This window comes from Burkholderia lata (genome assembly GCF_902499335.1).
GTDB classification, from domain to species: domain Bacteria; phylum Pseudomonadota; class Gammaproteobacteria; order Burkholderiales; family Burkholderiaceae; genus Burkholderia; species Burkholderia lata_B.
Map to the genome: position 1 here is coordinate 493,066 of NZ_CABVQK010000001.1, position 14,725 is coordinate 507,790.

The 14,725-nt window shown below is 68.9% G+C and carries 13 protein-coding genes; 9 read left to right on the forward strand and 4 right to left on the reverse strand.

What is annotated here, in order from left to right; all coding sequences use genetic code 11:
- The first annotated feature begins 42 nt into the window (after positions 1-42).
- Both BCO18175_RS02305 and BCO18175_RS02310 read left to right on the forward strand, forming a co-directional pair.
- Positions 43-933, forward strand: coding sequence for a LysR family transcriptional regulator (locus tag BCO18175_RS02305; RefSeq protein WP_174968163.1), 891 nt, complete (start codon positions 43-45; stop codon positions 931-933).
- A 145-nt stretch (positions 934-1,078) separates the two neighbouring features.
- Positions 1,079-2,416, forward strand: coding sequence for an MFS transporter (locus tag BCO18175_RS02310; RefSeq protein WP_174979169.1), 1,338 nt, complete (start codon positions 1,079-1,081; stop codon positions 2,414-2,416).
- Positions 2,417-2,544: 128 nt separating this feature from the next.
- Here the strand turns inward: BCO18175_RS02310 and BCO18175_RS02315 are convergent, their stop codons facing one another.
- Together BCO18175_RS02315 and BCO18175_RS02320 are read right to left on the reverse strand one after the other, a co-directional pair.
- Complete coding sequence (locus BCO18175_RS02315; RefSeq protein WP_174979170.1) at positions 2,545-3,555, reverse strand: 3-hydroxybutyryl-CoA dehydrogenase; 1,011 nt, start codon at positions 3,553-3,555, stop codon at positions 2,545-2,547.
- Positions 3,552-4,676: an NAD/NADP-dependent octopine/nopaline dehydrogenase family protein gene (locus tag BCO18175_RS02320; protein WP_174979171.1), complete on the reverse strand. Its 1,125-nt coding sequence runs from the start codon at positions 4,674-4,676 to the stop codon at positions 3,552-3,554. Before BCO18175_RS02320 ends, BCO18175_RS02315 begins: the two co-directional genes overlap by 4 nt.
- 149 nt (positions 4,677-4,825) lie before the next feature.
- On the opposite strand from BCO18175_RS02320, the gene BCO18175_RS02325 reads away from it, so the two are divergent.
- Positions 4,826-5,800, forward strand: a complete 975-nt coding sequence (locus tag BCO18175_RS02325; RefSeq protein WP_174979172.1) for an AraC family transcriptional regulator — start codon at positions 4,826-4,828, stop codon at positions 5,798-5,800.
- A complete protein-coding gene (locus BCO18175_RS02330; protein ID WP_174979173.1) occupies positions 5,797-6,831 on the forward strand; it encodes a LysR family transcriptional regulator in 1,035 nt (344 codons plus the stop codon). Before BCO18175_RS02325 ends, BCO18175_RS02330 begins: the two co-directional genes overlap by 4 nt.
- A 44-nt stretch (positions 6,832-6,875) precedes the next feature.
- Here BCO18175_RS02330 and BCO18175_RS02335 read toward each other — a convergent pair whose 3' ends face one another.
- On the reverse strand, positions 6,876-7,994 hold the full coding sequence (locus BCO18175_RS02335) for a porin (protein ID WP_174979174.1): 1,119 nt from the start codon (positions 7,992-7,994) through the stop codon (positions 6,876-6,878).
- 410 nt (positions 7,995-8,404) lie between these two features.
- Between BCO18175_RS02335 and BCO18175_RS02340 the strand changes: the two genes are divergently transcribed.
- Both BCO18175_RS02340 and BCO18175_RS02345 read left to right on the forward strand, forming a co-directional pair.
- Positions 8,405-9,802, forward strand: a complete 1,398-nt coding sequence (locus BCO18175_RS02340) for a spinster family MFS transporter (protein ID WP_174979175.1) — start codon at positions 8,405-8,407, stop codon at positions 9,800-9,802.
- Positions 9,803-9,959: 157 nt separating this feature from the next.
- Entirely contained in the window at positions 9,960-10,943 is a 984-nt protein-coding gene (locus BCO18175_RS02345; protein ID WP_174979176.1) for a PDR/VanB family oxidoreductase, read from the forward strand.
- 254 nt (positions 10,944-11,197) lie between these two features.
- Here the strand turns inward: BCO18175_RS02345 and BCO18175_RS02350 are convergent, their stop codons facing one another.
- Positions 11,198-12,118, reverse strand: a complete 921-nt coding sequence (locus tag BCO18175_RS02350; protein ID WP_174918121.1) for a LysR family transcriptional regulator — start codon at positions 12,116-12,118, stop codon at positions 11,198-11,200.
- A 139-nt stretch (positions 12,119-12,257) separates the two neighbouring features.
- On the opposite strand from BCO18175_RS02350, the gene BCO18175_RS02355 reads away from it, so the two are divergent.
- The 3 genes from BCO18175_RS02355 (at position 12,258) to BCO18175_RS02365 (ending at position 14,721) form a co-directional block, all read left to right on the forward strand.
- Entirely contained in the window at positions 12,258-13,541 is a 1,284-nt protein-coding gene (locus BCO18175_RS02355) for an aromatic ring-hydroxylating oxygenase subunit alpha (protein ID WP_174979177.1), read from the forward strand.
- A complete protein-coding gene (locus tag BCO18175_RS02360; protein ID WP_039364109.1) occupies positions 13,538-14,041 on the forward strand; it encodes an aromatic-ring-hydroxylating dioxygenase subunit beta in 504 nt (167 codons plus the stop codon). Before BCO18175_RS02355 ends, BCO18175_RS02360 begins: the two co-directional genes overlap by 4 nt.
- Positions 14,042-14,334: 293 nt before the next feature.
- On the forward strand, positions 14,335-14,721 hold the full coding sequence (locus tag BCO18175_RS02365; protein WP_174979178.1) for a tautomerase family protein: 387 nt from the start codon (positions 14,335-14,337) through the stop codon (positions 14,719-14,721).
- Positions 14,722-14,725: the final 4 nt, after the last annotated feature.

Below are 14,725 nucleotides of genomic sequence, written 5' to 3' on the forward strand. Positions count from 1 at the left end.
TGCATCACCGGATATAAAGTCATAACCAACAGGAATCCCCCGATGGACACGCGCGATCTGGAGTACCTGCTGGCCGTCGAGCGGCACGGCAGTATCGGCAAGGCCGCCGAGGCGCTGGGGCTGTCGCAGCCGGCGCTCACGAAAGCCGTGCAGCGGCTGGAGGCGCAAGTCGGCGTGACGTTGTTCGAGCGCACGGCGAACGGGATGACGCCGACGCCGGCCGGCGCACGCTTCGTCGCGCGCGCACAGCGGATCGCGCTCGAGTTCGATGACGCGATGCAGGAGATGCGCGCGATCCGCGGCGGCGAACAGGGCGTGGTGCGAATCGGCTACTCGCCGACGGTGCCCAATGCGTTCGTGCTCGGTGCGTGCCGACAGCTGATCCGCGAACGGCCGGCCGCGCGGCTGCGGCTGCGCTGCCGGCTCGCGCGCGAACTGCTCGACCTGCTCGCGGCCGGCGAGCTCGATCTCGTCGTCGCGCCCGAACCGCAGCAGCAGGACGCCGGGCTCGACACCATCGCACTGTTCGACGACCGGCTGGCGGTGCTCGCCGACGCCGCGCACCCGCTGCAGCGCAAGCGCGGGCTCACGCTCGCGGATCTCGCCGATCAGGAATGGCTGCTGCCGGAAGCGACGATTCCCGTGCGGCACCGGATCGACGACGCATTCCGCGCACGCGGCCTGCCCGCGCCGCGCCTACGCATCGAGACCGATTTCGGCAATACGTCGCTGTTGCAGCTGTTGCGCGGCACGCCGCTGCTGTGCGTCGGCGGCACGGATGCGCTCGACCAGGTGAGCGGGTTGCGCGCGCTCGACCTGCGGGCCGGCGAACTCGAGCTGGACCGGCGCATCGGCGCGATGCACCGGGCAGGCGCGTACGTGCCGCCGCTGGCGCAGCGGATGATCGCGCTGCTGCGGGAAAGCGTGGGGTAGGCGCGAAGGAGCGCCGCGACCATCATCAGCGGGAGTGATGTCACTCCCCTTTTTCTGCGGATTTGACCGGGGGCACGGTGCCGACAACACTAGCCCGCAGTGCTGCAAAGACGGCACGCGCCTGCCTCCCCCTTCAGAGTCCGCCATGTACCCGACCGACACCGTGCAATCCCCGAGCGCCGCCCGGCCGCTCGCCGACCGGCAGCTGCGCCGGATCGTCATCGCCTCCGTCGCCGGCAACGCGATGGAGTGGTACGACTTTTTCGTGTACGGCACGGCCGCGGCGCTCGTGTTCGGCCACGTGTTCTTCCCGCCCGGCGCGTCGCCGCTCGCGGGCAGCCTCGCCGCGTTCGCGGCCTTCGCGCTCGGCTTCGTCGCGCGGCCGCTCGGCGGGATCGTGTTCGGCCACGTCGGCGATCGTTACGGGCGCAAGGCATCGCTCGTGTGGACGCTGCTGATCATGGGCGCATCGACCTTCGCGATCGGCCTGCTGCCGACCTATGCGCAGGTCGGCGTGTGGGCGCCGGCCGCGCTCGTCGTGCTGCGCCTGCTGCAAGGCATCGCGTCAGGCGGCGAATGGGGCGGCGGCGTGCTGATGATCAGCGAGAACGCGCCGCCCGAACAACGCGGCTACTACGCCGCGTGGAGCCAGCTCGGCGTGGGCGGCGGCTTCGTGCTGTCGTCGGCTGCATTCCTCGCCGCGCAGGCGCTGCCGGACGACGCATTCCGCACGTGGGGCTGGCGGCTGCCGTTCCTCGCGAGCATCGTGATCTTCGCGATCGGCATCTATATCCGCCGCCATCTGCCGGAAAGCCGCGACTTCGAGCAGGCCGGCAAGCGCGGCGCGCACACGCACCTGCCGGTCGTCGAATGCCTCCGCCGCCACCCGAAGGAAATCCTGCTCGCAATGGGGCTGCGCGTGGCCGAGAACGGCGGCGCGTACATCTTCCTCGCGTTCTCGCTCGTCTACGGCAAATACGTCGGCATCCCGAACGGCGTGATGCTGACCGGCGTGATGATCGCGATGATCGTCGAGATGGGCGCGATGCTCGCGTGGGGCCGGCTGTCCGACCGGATCGGCCGCAAGCCCGTGTACCTGATCGGCGCGCTGAGCCTCGTCGCGTGCGCGTTCCCGTTCTTCTGGCTGCTCGACACGCGCGCGACGCCGCTCGTATGGCTCGCGCTCACGGTCGGCACGGCGGTGAGCCACGGCGCGATGATCGGCACGCTGCCCGCTCTCGTCGGCGAGCTGTTCAGCACCGAAGTGCGGTACTCCGGCGTCGCGCTCGGGCATGAAGTCGCGTCTATCTTCGCGGGCGGGATGTCGCCGCTGATCGCGACCGCGCTGCTCGCGCACTATCACGCGTCGTGGCCCGTATCGCTGTTCCTCATCGCGCTCGGCCTCGTGACCGTCGCGACGCTGTGCGTGATGCGCGAGACGCGTGCCACGCCGGCCGCCGGCACGCGCGGCGATACGGCATGAGCGCGCGGCGCGCGCCGGCCGTCACGCCCGTGTCGCTGCCCTTGCCGCCGGGTGAGCGACACGCCGGTTCACGGTGCCACATGCACGCTTGCGCGGCACCGCGAGCGCACGCGGCCGCGACGGCCGGGCTACGCGTCCTGGTTGCGCCGCCCGCCGTCGAACACCGGCGCCAGTCCCAGATGATCGAGCAGCCGCGCGAATTCGCCGAGCCGCTGCCGCATGTACGCGGGCACATCCACGTTCGCATAGTCGTGGAAGCCCGCGCCCGTGCGTACGCCGTCGCGCCCGCTTTCCATGTTGCGCACGACGCTCGCGGCCGGCGCGAAGCGCGGGCCGATCTCGCCGGCCAGGTACTTCGACGCGTAGTACAGGATGTCGCAGCCGCCCCAGTCGATGAATTCGAGCAGCCCGAGCACCGCGAAGCGCGGGCCGAAGCCCGTGCGGATGGCCGTATCGATATCCTCCGCGCTTGCGACGCCCTCCTCGACCATTCGCGCAGCTTCGTTCATCGCGAGCGCCTGGATGCGCGGCACGATGTAGCCGGGCGCCGGCCCGCAGATCACCGGCTTCTTGCCGACGCGTTCGAGCAGCGCGGCGAGCGCATCGACCACCGATTGGTCGGTTGCATCGCTGCGGCTGATCTCGACCAGCGGCATCAGCAGCGCGGGATTCAGCCAGTGCGCATTCAGCATCCGTTCCGGGTGCGCAACATGGCGCTGCAATTCGGTGACGACGAACGTCGACGTGGTCGACGCAATCGTTGCGTGCGCGTCGACATGCTCGCCGAGCCAGCGCAACGCGTCGGCCTTCGCATCGAGCACTTCAGGCAGCGCCTCGAACACGACGTCTGCATCACGCACGGCCTCCGCAGCGCCGTCCCGGGCAACGATCGCGATGCGCGCGACGGCCGCATCGGCCTGCGCGACATCGATTCGGCCGAGCGCGACCTGCGCGTGCAACGGCCTCGCGATCTCGTCGCGCGTGCGATCGTCGAAGGCGCTTTGGCCAGCCGCATCGCGCCGCTTGAAGTCGATCAGCGTCACGTCGATCCCGGCAAAGGCGAACACGAGCGCGATCCCCTGCCCCATGCGCCCCGCACCGAGCACATGCACGCGCGTCCCCTCGGCGGCCGCGCTCATGCTGAAACTCCCGCGACGCTGGCGAATCCGGCGTCGAGCAGCGCACGCATCGCGTCCTTCGACAACGCCGCGATCCCAAGCCGCTCCAGCGTGCGCCCTTCCGCATACAGGTCGCGCACCGCAACCGCGCTCGCGATGCTCAGCAGCCCCTGCGCAACCGGCGTCGGCACGCCGGCCCAGCGCCCGCACGACACGATGAACGACAGCCCGAGCCGGGTGTCCTCGAGCATGTAGCGATGGGTGCGCAGATCGATCTTCTCGCGCCAGTCGCCGCTATCGGTCAGCTTGCCGTGCGCGCCGCGCCCGTACATCCATTCGTCGCCTTCCGCCGCGTAGTGATCCGCGAGCGGGAAATGCGGCGCGCGGTAGCCGAGCGCTTCGCGCACCGCGATGCGTTCGGCGTCGAGCGCGTTCGTCACGCGGCGAATCGACGGCTGCGTGCCTTCGTTGTGGATGTCCCATGCGTCGAAGTGTTCGAGCGGCCCGGCGTTCATCAGGATCAGCGGCGGATGAATCACGGGGCCCGCGTTCATCAGCGCGCCGGACAGCGCATCCTCGACCGGCTCGACCGACGGATAGCCCACACGCAGCACGTCGAACGCCCAGCCGGCCGCATTCGCCGGAAATACCCCGGTCGGCAAGCGCGTCGCATACGCGCTGATCACGACGTCATTGTCGCCATGCTTGCGCACCAGGTACGGCAGCGTGCCCGTCTCGGCGAATGCGACGCGCGAACGGTTGCCGGCATCGGACGCCGCCTGCGCGAACACGAAGCTGCCGAACGTGCCGGGCGGCAGGAAGACGACCTGGCCGTCCTCCAGCAAAGGCGCAACCTGCGCGGCGAGTGCGTCGTGCGACGTGGAAGGCAGCGGCACCACGACGAGCTGCGCACCGCGCAACGCGGCTGCGAGATCGCCGGTCAGGCGGATGGCACCCGGCGCATCGCCGAGCGGCACCGCGCGCTTGCCGCGATAGTCGGTCACGTTCAGCACGCCGAGCTCGCGCAGCCGCGCATGCGGCTCGCGGTCGCGCCGCCACCACGTCACGTCGTGGCCCTTCTCGAGCAGGTCGATCGCCGCCGCATGGCAGCCGTGGCCGCCGCCCAGAACACATACCTTCATCGTCTTCTCCCGGTGATTGAGTACTTCCGAGACTACGCGGCCGCCTGCGCCGCGTCGCTTCAAAACGCGCAACGGCACGCCCGTTCGCGCAACGCAATCGCGGCGGTGCGCAGACCGCCGCGCACCCGCATCCGCTACGAGGTCCGTGAATGGATATCGCCCTGTCCCGCCATGCGCCGAACCGGCTCGGCACGCTGCACGCCCCCGACGAGGTCGAACGCGCGGTCGCGCACCGGCTCGGGCCGCACCGGATGGCCGCGCGCGGCCGAGATCCGTTCCATGCGGAGCTGTACGAAGTGCCGCTGCATCACGGCGCGCTGCTCGAACTCTGCTACGGCCGCGAAACGCGCATCGATTTCGGCGGCGATGCCGATCACTTCCTGTTCAGGCTGACGCTCGCCGGCGCCTGCGAGCTGCAGGCCGGCAGCGTCGTCGCGCGCGCCGGCCCCGGCGAGCTGACCGTGTCGTCGCCCGCGCTCGCAAGCCGCCTGAGCACGAGCCCCGATTGCCGCAACCTCGTGCTGCGGCTCGAACGCGGCGCGCTCGAACGCAAGCTGCAGGACATGCTGCGGGCCACGCTCACGCGGCCGCTGCAGTTCGATCTCGCGGCCGGCGGTGCCGGCGCGGGCGCCGCGCTGCTGCTGCCGACCTTCGAATACCTGTGCCGGCTCGGCGCGCAGCCGGGCATCGGTGCAGCCGCGACGACTTTCGGCGCCGACCTCACCGCGTGGCTGATGTCGCTGCTGCTCACGCACCTGCCGCATTCGTACAGCGATGCGCTCGTGCGCGGCACACCGCCGCTGCCGGCGCACGTGCGCCGCGCGTGCGATCACGTCGATGCGCACCTCGGCGAACCGCTCGCACTCGCCGCGCTCGCAGCCGTCGCAGGTGTCGCGCCGCGCACGCTGCAGCACGCGTTCCGCGCATTCCTGCACACCACGCCGGCCGCGTACGTGCGCGAGCGCCGGCTCGCCGCCGTGCACGCGGCGCTGCAGCGCGGCGACGCGCGCAGCGTGACCGACGTGCTGATCGCGCACGGCATTCATGGCTTCGGCCATTTCGCGAAGGCGTATGCGCGGCGTTACGGCCACGCGCCTTCCGTCACCGCGAGGCAACCCCGATGACGCACTCCGCAACCGGCCGCCCGGCGGCCCCCGCCCGCGCCGAATCCGCGCCGCACGACAGCGACCCGTCCGAACTGCGCGTGCAGGATCTCGATCTCAACTTGCTGAAGACGTTTCGCGCTGTGTACGAGGAGCGGCACGTCGGCCGCGCGGCGCTGCGGCTCGGCGTCACGCAGCCATCCGTCAGCTATGCGCTCGGCCGGCTGCGGCTGATGTTCCGTGACGCGCTGTTCGTGCGCACGGGCACCGGCGTCGAGCCGACACCGCGCGCGCAGCGGCTCGCGCTGTCGGTCGACAAGGCGCTCGCGATCCTGCAGCACGTGCTCGACGAAGGTTCGCGCTTCACGCCCGACAGCACGCAGCGCGTGTTCCGCCTGCACATGAGCGATTTCGCGGCGAGCGCGTTCCTGCCGACGCTGCTCGCCGCATTCGACCACCGCGCGCCGGGCGCCGTGATCGAGACGCTGCACGTCGACGAATGCCAGCTCAACGTCGCGCTCGAATCGGGGCGCATCGATTTCGCGCTCGGGCATTTCGCCGACGCGTCGAGCCACTTCCAGCGCGCCGCGCTGCTGCACGAGCGCTGCGTGCTGCTGATGCCGCGCCGCACCGCGCAGCGCGTCGCGCTGCCCGACGACTACGTGCTCGATGGCGACGCCCCCGACACGCTGCGCTTCGTCGCAGTCACGTCGCATCCGCAATCGATGCAGTTGCTGGAACGGCACGGGCTGATGCCGCGCGTGCGCGCGGCGCTGCCCGACTTCATGGTGGTGCCCGCGCTGCTGCAGGACGGCGACTATGCGCTGATCCTGCCGGAGACGATCGCGATCACGTTCGCGGCACGGCAGCCCTGCGCACTGTACGAGATCGCCGGTGCGGGCGAATGGGCCGTCAACGCGTACTGGCACCGGCGCTTCGACGCCGACCCCGGCCATCGCTGGCTGCGTGCGCTGCTGCTCGAACTGTTCAACATCGGCGAGCTGGCGCCGTTCGACGCATGGCTCGCGCCGCAGCCGCCCGCCTGCGCGTAGCGACGCAAGCGGGCACGCATACGCGCGCGGGGCGGCCGAAACGGTCAGAACGACGTGAGGATGCCCGCGACGATCGAACTGGCGGTCGCGCCCGGCTTGGCGACCGCGACGCCGCCGCCCGCCGCACCGTTCACGACGAAGCGCGCATGCGCGCCGTTGCGCACCATCGCGGCGCCCGTGTACAGCACCGTGCGCTTCGACAGCGGATAGTCGAAGCGGATGCCGTACGAATCGGCGTTGCCGTCGCTGTCCGCGACCTTGCGGTAATGGCCGACACTCAGCAGCAGCGACGCGCGCCCGATCGGCACCGTCGCGCTCAGCTCCATGATGTCGCTGTGCGGATACGCGCTCTGGCTGTCGATCGCGGTCGCAACGTCGGGGCCGCCGCGATGCCGCATGTACAGCGCGGCCACCTTCACGACGCTGAAATCGTACGAAATCGCACCGAGCGTGTAGTTGCCGTTCGCGGCCGGGCTCGTGTCGCCAAGCGTGGAGGCGGCCACCGGACTGAACTTCTGCTGCATGTAGTCGATGTCGATCGACAGGCCGCCGCGTACGTAGTTGAGCCCGGCGCCGTATGTATCGCCGAGCGTCGCCGGCTGCCCGGCCGCGCCGTTGGTGCCGCGCGCGGCCATCGCCCGCAGCATGAAGCCAGCGTAGCGCGGCGACGTGTAGCGCATCGAGTTACGCACGCGCAGGAACGCGGGCCCGACGAAGTTGTTCGTCGCGTTGCCCCACGCGAGCCCCGCGCCGAGGCCCGGCAGGCTGTAGGTGACGAGCGTCGTGTGCAGGATCGTGTAAAGCTCGCCGAACTGCACGCCGCCGAACGGCCCCGTGATGCCGACCCATGCCTCGCGACCGAACAGCGCGCTGCTGTTCGACAGCGCGCCGCTTCCCGCGTTGAAGCCATCTTCCAGCTTGAAGATCGTCGCGTAGCCGCCGCCGAGATCCTCGACGCCCTTCAGCCCCCACTGCGATGCGAACAGGTTGCCGCTGCCCATGCGCGTCACGTGGTTCGGCCCGGCGTTCGCGTATTCGATCGCGGTGTCGACACGGCCGTAGAGCGTCACGCTCGATTGTGCGAATGCGGGCAGCGCCGCGCAGGCAAGCAGCGCGGCAAGCGGTACGGCAAGCCGGTCGGCCCGCCCGTTCGGTTGGTTCATCGTCGTCGTCCCGTAGATATTTCGGCGCCGGTCGGCGTCGCGCCGCGTGAGGTGAAGCGCGTTCGCCGCGAAGGGCCAACGCTGCCGATCAAAAACGGGCCGAGTCTAGGAACGACAATTTCGGACGTCGACGCAATGCGCTCTATAACGCTTATAGATGCGCCGCATGATGTGCGCGCGCCCCGCCGCAAGCGCGCTGTGCGGCAGCCGGCTCGCACGGCCTCGGTGTTTTCTTTATCCGGGTCGGTAAATGCCCGTGTGGCGCCGCTGTCACTCCGGCTATGGCGGCCGAATTTGGCCGACTACGCTGCGTCTCCGATCGTGTCACCCGCACGCTTTCGCGCCGCGACGGCGCCCGGCCCGCAAGGCCGCTGCCGCTTTTTTCCACCGCCCGCTCCTGGAGAATCCGCATGTCCGCATCCACGGCCCGCGCTGCCGACGGCAAGCGCTATACGTACGAATGGTATGTCGTCGTCATCTGCATGCTCGCGTACGTCTTTTCGTTCGTCGACCGCCAGGTCCTCGTGCTGATGATCGAACCGATCAAGCGCGACCTGCAGCTGTCCGACACGCAGTTCAGCCTGCTGAACGGCTTCGCGTTCTCGCTGTTCTATGCGGTGATGGGGCTGCCCGTCGCGTATCTCGCCGATCGCTACGCGCGGCCGCGGATCATCTCGATCGGCATCGCGCTGTGGAGCGTCGCGACTGCCGCGTGCGGGCTCAGCCAGCATTTCGTGCAGATGTTCATCGCGCGCATGGGCGTGGGCGTCGGCGAGGCCGCGCTGTCGCCCGGCGCGTATTCGATGCTCGCCGACTACTTCCCGAAGGAGAAGCTCGGGCGCGCGATCGCCGTATATTCGCTCGGCTCGTTCATCGGCGGCGGCGTCGCGTTCCTGATCGGCGGCTACGTGATCGCGCTGCTCAAGCATGCGAGCGCGTTCACGCTGCCGGTGGTCGGGCAGGTGCATGCGTGGCAGGTCACGTTCCTGATCGTCGGGCTGCCGGGGCTGCTGGTCGCGCTGCTGTTCGCCGCGACCGTGCGCGACCCGCAGCGCAAGGGGCTCGCGCAGGATCGCTCGGGCGCCGTGCGGCGCGTGTCGATGCGCGATTCGCTGCGCTTCGTCGGCACGCATCGCGCGACCTTCTCGTGCCACTACCTCGGCTTCTCGTTCTACGCGATGACGCTGTACTGCCTGCTGAGCTGGACGCCCGCGTTCTATATCCGCCACTTCGGGATGACGGCCGTCGAAGCCGGCTACACACTCGGCATCGTGCTGCTGGTCGCGAATACGGCCGGCGTGTTCTGCGGCGGCTGGCTCAACGACTGGCTGCTCAAGCGCGGCCGCAGCGATGCGCCGATGCGTGCCGGCGCGATCGGCGCCGCTTGCATGGTGATCCCCGCGACGCTGTTCACGCAGCTCGACTCGCTGCCCGCGTCGCTCGCGATGCTCGTCGTCGCGATGTTCTTCGCGTCGTTCCCGATGCCGACTTCGACCGCCGCGATGCAGACGCTCGCGCCGAACCAGATGCGCGCACAGATCTCCGCGCTGTTCCTGCTCGTGTCGAACCTGATCGCGCTCGGGATCGGCACGACCGTCGTCGCGCTGTTCACCGATCGCGTGTTCGGCGCGCCGGCGGCAGTCGGCCACTCGATGTCGATCGTCAACGTCGCGGCGGCCACGCTCGCCGCGCTGCTGCTCGCCGCCGGGTGCCGGCACTATCGCCGCAGCCTCGATCGCGAACGCGGTCATGCATCGGCGGCCGCGCCGCAGGCGGCCGAGGCGGGCAACGCAATCGCCGCGCGCTGAACATCGGGCGCGATCGGTCGCCCGACCATCATCCATCCCACTGATTCAGTCATCGCTTTTTAATCGATTTGATTTATGCGATGCCCGTCCCTATTCTCGATCGCATGACGGCGCGGTGTCTGCCGCGCCGCGTTTCCCCTACCCCACGGATTTCCCCATGCAAGCGAACCGCCACCAAGTCCGGATCGACGCGCTGATCGACGCGGCGCAGGACATCCGCTGTTTCCGGGTTTCGCGCGTCGACGGCCAGCCGTTCGACGCCTACGAACCGGGCGCCCATATCGACGTCACCGCGCCGTCCGGCATCACGCGCCAATACTCGCTGTGCGGCAACCCCGACGAGCGCGGCAGCTACCTGTTCGCGGTGAAGAAGGAGGCGCAGTCGCGCGGCGGCTCGCGTTCGCTGCACGACGACGTGCGAGTTGGCGCCGAGCTGTCGATCGGCGCGCCGCGCAACCTGTTTCGTCTGACGGATAGCGCGAGCGAACACGTGCTGATCGCGGCCGGCATCGGCATCACGCCGCTGCTGTCGATGGCGTATGCGCTGCACAAGCGCGGCGCGCGCTACCGGTTGCACTACTTCGCACGCAGCCGCGAGCACGCGGCCTTCGTCGCCGAGTTGTCGGCCGAGCCGTTTGCGTCGCACGTGACGTTTCACTACGCCATCGAGCCCGACGCGCTCGCGGCCGAGCTGGGCCGCTGCGTCGAATCGGTCGACGCGCACGCACACGTCTATACGTGCGGCCCGGGGCCGTTCATGGATGCGGTCGTCGCGGCGGCCGCGACGCGCTTGCCCGACGATTCGGTCCATCTCGAACGCTTCGCGGCGGAACCGGCCGCCGCCGATGCGGGCAATGCCGATGCCGGCCCGGCCGACGGATTCGAGGTGCGCCTGCAGCGCAGCGGTCAATCGGTACGTGTCACGCCCGACGCGTCGATCGTCGACGCGCTCGCGCGCATCGGCATCGAGGTCGACACGTCATGCGGCGAAGGCGTGTGCGGCACCTGCATGGTGCCTGTCATCGACGGCGAGCCCGATCATCGCGATCACTGTCTCAGCAAGGCCGAGCGTGCGAGCAACACGGTGATCTGCTGCTGCGTGTCGCGTGCGCGCTCGGCGGTGCTGGTGCTCGATCTCTGACGCTCACGGCGCGAGCGGCGCCGGTTCAAGACGTCGCGCGCAGTCGAAACTGCGCGATGACCTCAGCCGGCAACGCGTGGATCCACGCGTCGCCCTCGCCTCGTGGGTCACGCGTTGTCGAATCGCTCGACGATCTCCGCCAGCAACACACGCATCCAGCGCGTTTCCCGTCTTCATGAATCACGCGTCGTCGAAACGCTCGACGAGCTCGGCCAGCAACACCCGCATTCAACGAGTTGCCCCGTCCCCGTGAATCACGCATTGTCGAATCGCTCGACGAGCTCGGTCAGCAGCGTGCGCATCCACGCGTTGCCCTCATCCTCATGAAAATGCTCGTGCCAGTGCATCGTCACCGGCGCGGGCGGCAGCGTGACGGGCAAGTCATACAGGCGGAATGTGTTGTCGCGGTTCAGGATCTGCGCGAGCCGCTTCGGCAGCGTCGCATAGAGATCCGTGACCGACAGCACGCTCGGCAGCGCGACGAAGTGCGGCACTTCGAGCGCGATGTTGCGGCCCACGCCCTGCGCCCGCAGCGCATCGTCGAGCGCGTGATGGCTGTGCTCGACCGATTTCACGTTGACGTGCGCAGCGCGCACGAACTGTTCGAGGCTCAGCGCGGCGCCGCTCGGCACCCCGCGCCGGCGACCCGTCATGCACACGTAGGTTTCCTCGAACAGCACCTGGTGGCGCGTGCGCGGCATCAGTTCCGGCAGGTTGCCGATCGCGAAATCCAGCCGGCTCGCACGCAGCGCTTCCTCGATCTCCTCCACCGGCAGCGGCTGCACGCTCAGCGTCACGCGCGGCGCGCGCTCGCGCAGCGCCTGGCAGATCGCCGGCAGGTACGCCATCTCGCCCGCATCCGACAACGACAGCCGGAACGTGCGCGTGCTGGTCGCCGGATCGAAGCGCTCCGCATAGCGCAGGGCCACGCGCACCATGTCGAGCGCCTTGCCGACGATCCCCGCGAGTTCGAGCGCGACCGGGGTCGGCTGCATGCCCGAGCGCGTGCGCACGAACAGCGGATCGTCGAACAGCGTGCGCAGCCGACCGAGCGAATAGCTGACGGCCGGCTGCGACAGCGCGAGCCGCTCGCCGGCCTTCGTCAGGCTGCGTTCCTCGACGATCGCCTGGAACACGCGCAACAGGTTCAGATCGAGATGATCGACCGACGTCATCGTAGCCTCCATCATTTGCCGTATTTATTGACCAGCCAATTTTAGATCAATTTGACGGATATATAGTGGAAGACGAGACTGGGTACTCGAAACCGCGCGCTGCGCGGCCCGATTTCGCGACTCTTTCCCCACGACAACGATGAGCGACATTTCCTACCAGACGATCGACACCAGCGCGTTGCATGGTCTCGCGCAACCCGACCGTATCGCGCCCGCGATGTATCACGACCCCGCGCTGTTCGAAGCCGAGCTCGACCGCATCTTCTACCGTACCTGGATCTGGGTCGCGCACGAGAGCGAGCTGCCGAACCCGGGCGACTTCATCACGACGACGATCGGCCGCCAGCCGGTGATCGTCGCGCGCGACAAGACCGGCGAGATCAACGTGCTGCAGAACCGCTGCCGCCATCGCGGCGCGACCGTGTGCGAATCGCACAAGGGCAATGCGAAGGGCTTCACGTGCCCGTATCACAGCTGGTCGTACGCGCTCGACGGCACGCTGCGCGCGCTGCCGTACGGCGACGGCTACGAAGGCGTGTGCGAGAAAGGCGACCTGCCGCTCGTGAAGCTGCGCGTCGGCGTGTACCAGGGGCTGATCTTCGCGAGCTTCAACGATGACATCGAACCGCTCGAGGATTTCCTCGGCGGCGCGAAGCCGTGGATCGACCTGTTCATGAAACAGGGTGCCGGCTACCCGATCAAGGCAAACGGCGAGCACAAGTTCAAGTTCAAGGGCAACTGGAAGATCCAGCTCGAGAACACGACCGACCTCTATCACTTCCCGGTCGTGCACAAGTCGTGGATGAAGTCGATCGACGACGAGACGGCCGCCGCGATCACGAGCTTCATGACGAGCGAGGACGCGTTCTGCCGCGGGCTCGGCAACGGCCACAGCCTCGCGGTGCTGATGCCCGAGCTGATCGACCTCGACGAAGACGACGGCGCGCCGCTGGCCGAGCGCTTCGCGCCGCTCGCGGCGAAGCTCGCCGAGCGCCACACGCCGGAAGAAGTGCGCCGCATCGTGCGCTCGCTGATGGGCGTCGGCTTCAACCTGAACCTGTTCCCGAACCTCGCGCTGTCGATGGCGTTCTTCCGCGTGCTGCGGCCGATCTCGGCGAACGAAACCGAGATCCGTCACGTCGCGCTCGCGATGGACGGCGGCCCCGACGAAGCGAACCGCGAGCGGCTGCGCATCCACGAGCACTTCCAGGGCCCGTTCGGCTTCGGCAGCCCCGACGACGCGGAAGCCTGGGAGCGCGTACAGCGCGGTGCGCACGCGGGCCCCGACGTGCCGATCCTCGTGAATCGCGGGCTGAACCGCGAGACGACCGCCGCGAACGGCGAAAAGACCGCGCATGCGACCGACGAGACCGGCATGCGCGAGGCCTACCAGCAATGGCGCACGATGATGGAGCAACAATAATGGACGACCGCAACGCCCTCTTTTCCGAGCAGACCTTCGCCCGCGCGGTCGAATTCGTGTGGCGCGAAGCCGAGATGCTCGACCGCCGCGACTATCGCGCGTGGCTCGACCTGTGGGATCCGGCCGGCCACTACGTGGTGCCGATCGATCCCGACACGACCGACTTCGCCGCCACGCTGAACTACGTGTTCGACGATCAGGACATGCGCGAGAAGCGCGTGCAGCGGATGGTGTCCGGCTATTCGGCGTCGGCGACCGATGCGGCGCGCACCGTGCGCACCGTGTCGCGCTTCACGCTGGAAAGCGGCAGCGCCGGCACCGTCGAGCTGAAATCGGCGCAGGTTGTCGTCGCGTACAAGCGCGGCGTCGCGACGCTGTTCGCGGCCGATGTCACGCACAAGCTGCACGTCGATGCCGAGGGCGAGATGCGGATCGCCGAGAAGGTCGTGCGCCTGATCGACTCGACCGAAGCGCTCAGCGCGATCGGCTTCCTGCTGTAAGCGGCCGCCGGTTCGCCATCGCCGACGCAACGGTGAGCCGGCCACCTTCACCTGTCAACGGCCACCGGTTCGCCGTCGCCAACGCAACGGTGAGTTGGCCACCTTCACCTGTCAGCGGCCACCGGTTCGCCGTCGCCAACGCAACGGTGAGCCGGCCACCTTCACCTATAAGCGGCCACCGGTTCGCCGTCGCAAACGCAATGGTGAGCCGGCCACCTTCACCTGTCAGCGGCCACCGGTTCGCCGTCGCCAGCGCAACGGTGAGCCGGCCACCTTCACCTTTCCCGACGACCATGCCCACACTCGAAGTTTTCCTGCCGGCCGGCCACGACGACGCCCGCAAGGCCGAACTGATCGCACGGCTCAGCAACGCGACCGTCGATTCGATCGGCGCGCCGCTCGAATCGGTGCGCGTGCTGCTCACCGAATTGCCCGCGACGCACATCGGCCTCGGTGGCCGCAGCGCCGCGGACGGCGCGCCGCCGTCGCTGCCCGTGATCGTCGCGATCCTGATCGCCGGCCGCACCGATGAACAAAAGCGCGCGCTGATCGCCGCGTTGTCGGAGACGAGCGCCAGCGTGCTCGACGCGCCGTTACCAGCCACCCGCGTGATGATCAAGGACATCCCGAACACCGATTTCGGCATCGGCGGGCTAACCGCACGGGCGCTCGGGCGCTGACCAT

Bases quoted from the DNA above. Each gene is read 5' to 3' on its own strand.
- BCO18175_RS02305 (WP_174968163.1), top strand. From the start codon at position 43: ATGGACACGCGCGATCTGGAGTACCTGCTGGCCGTCGAGCGGCACGGC.
- BCO18175_RS02310 (WP_174979169.1), top strand. From the start codon at position 1,079: ATGTACCCGACCGACACCGTGCAATCCCCGAGCGCCGCCCGGCCGCTC.
- BCO18175_RS02315 (WP_174979170.1), bottom strand. From the start codon at position 3,555: ATGAGCGCGGCCGCCGAGGGGACGCGCGTGCATGTGCTCGGTGCGGGG.
- BCO18175_RS02320 (WP_174979171.1), bottom strand. From the start codon at position 4,676: ATGAAGGTATGTGTTCTGGGCGGCGGCCACGGCTGCCATGCGGCGGCG.
- BCO18175_RS02325 (WP_174979172.1), top strand. From the start codon at position 4,826: ATGGATATCGCCCTGTCCCGCCATGCGCCGAACCGGCTCGGCACGCTG.
- BCO18175_RS02330 (WP_174979173.1), top strand. From the start codon at position 5,797: ATGACGCACTCCGCAACCGGCCGCCCGGCGGCCCCCGCCCGCGCCGAA.
- BCO18175_RS02335 (WP_174979174.1), bottom strand. From the start codon at position 7,994: ATGAACCAACCGAACGGGCGGGCCGACCGGCTTGCCGTACCGCTTGCC.
- BCO18175_RS02340 (WP_174979175.1), top strand. From the start codon at position 8,405: ATGTCCGCATCCACGGCCCGCGCTGCCGACGGCAAGCGCTATACGTAC.
- BCO18175_RS02345 (WP_174979176.1), top strand. From the start codon at position 9,960: ATGCAAGCGAACCGCCACCAAGTCCGGATCGACGCGCTGATCGACGCG.
- BCO18175_RS02350 (WP_174918121.1), bottom strand. From the start codon at position 12,118: ATGACGTCGGTCGATCATCTCGATCTGAACCTGTTGCGCGTGTTCCAG.
- BCO18175_RS02355 (WP_174979177.1), top strand. From the start codon at position 12,258: ATGAGCGACATTTCCTACCAGACGATCGACACCAGCGCGTTGCATGGT.
- BCO18175_RS02365 (WP_174979178.1), top strand. From the start codon at position 14,335: ATGCCCACACTCGAAGTTTTCCTGCCGGCCGGCCACGACGACGCCCGC.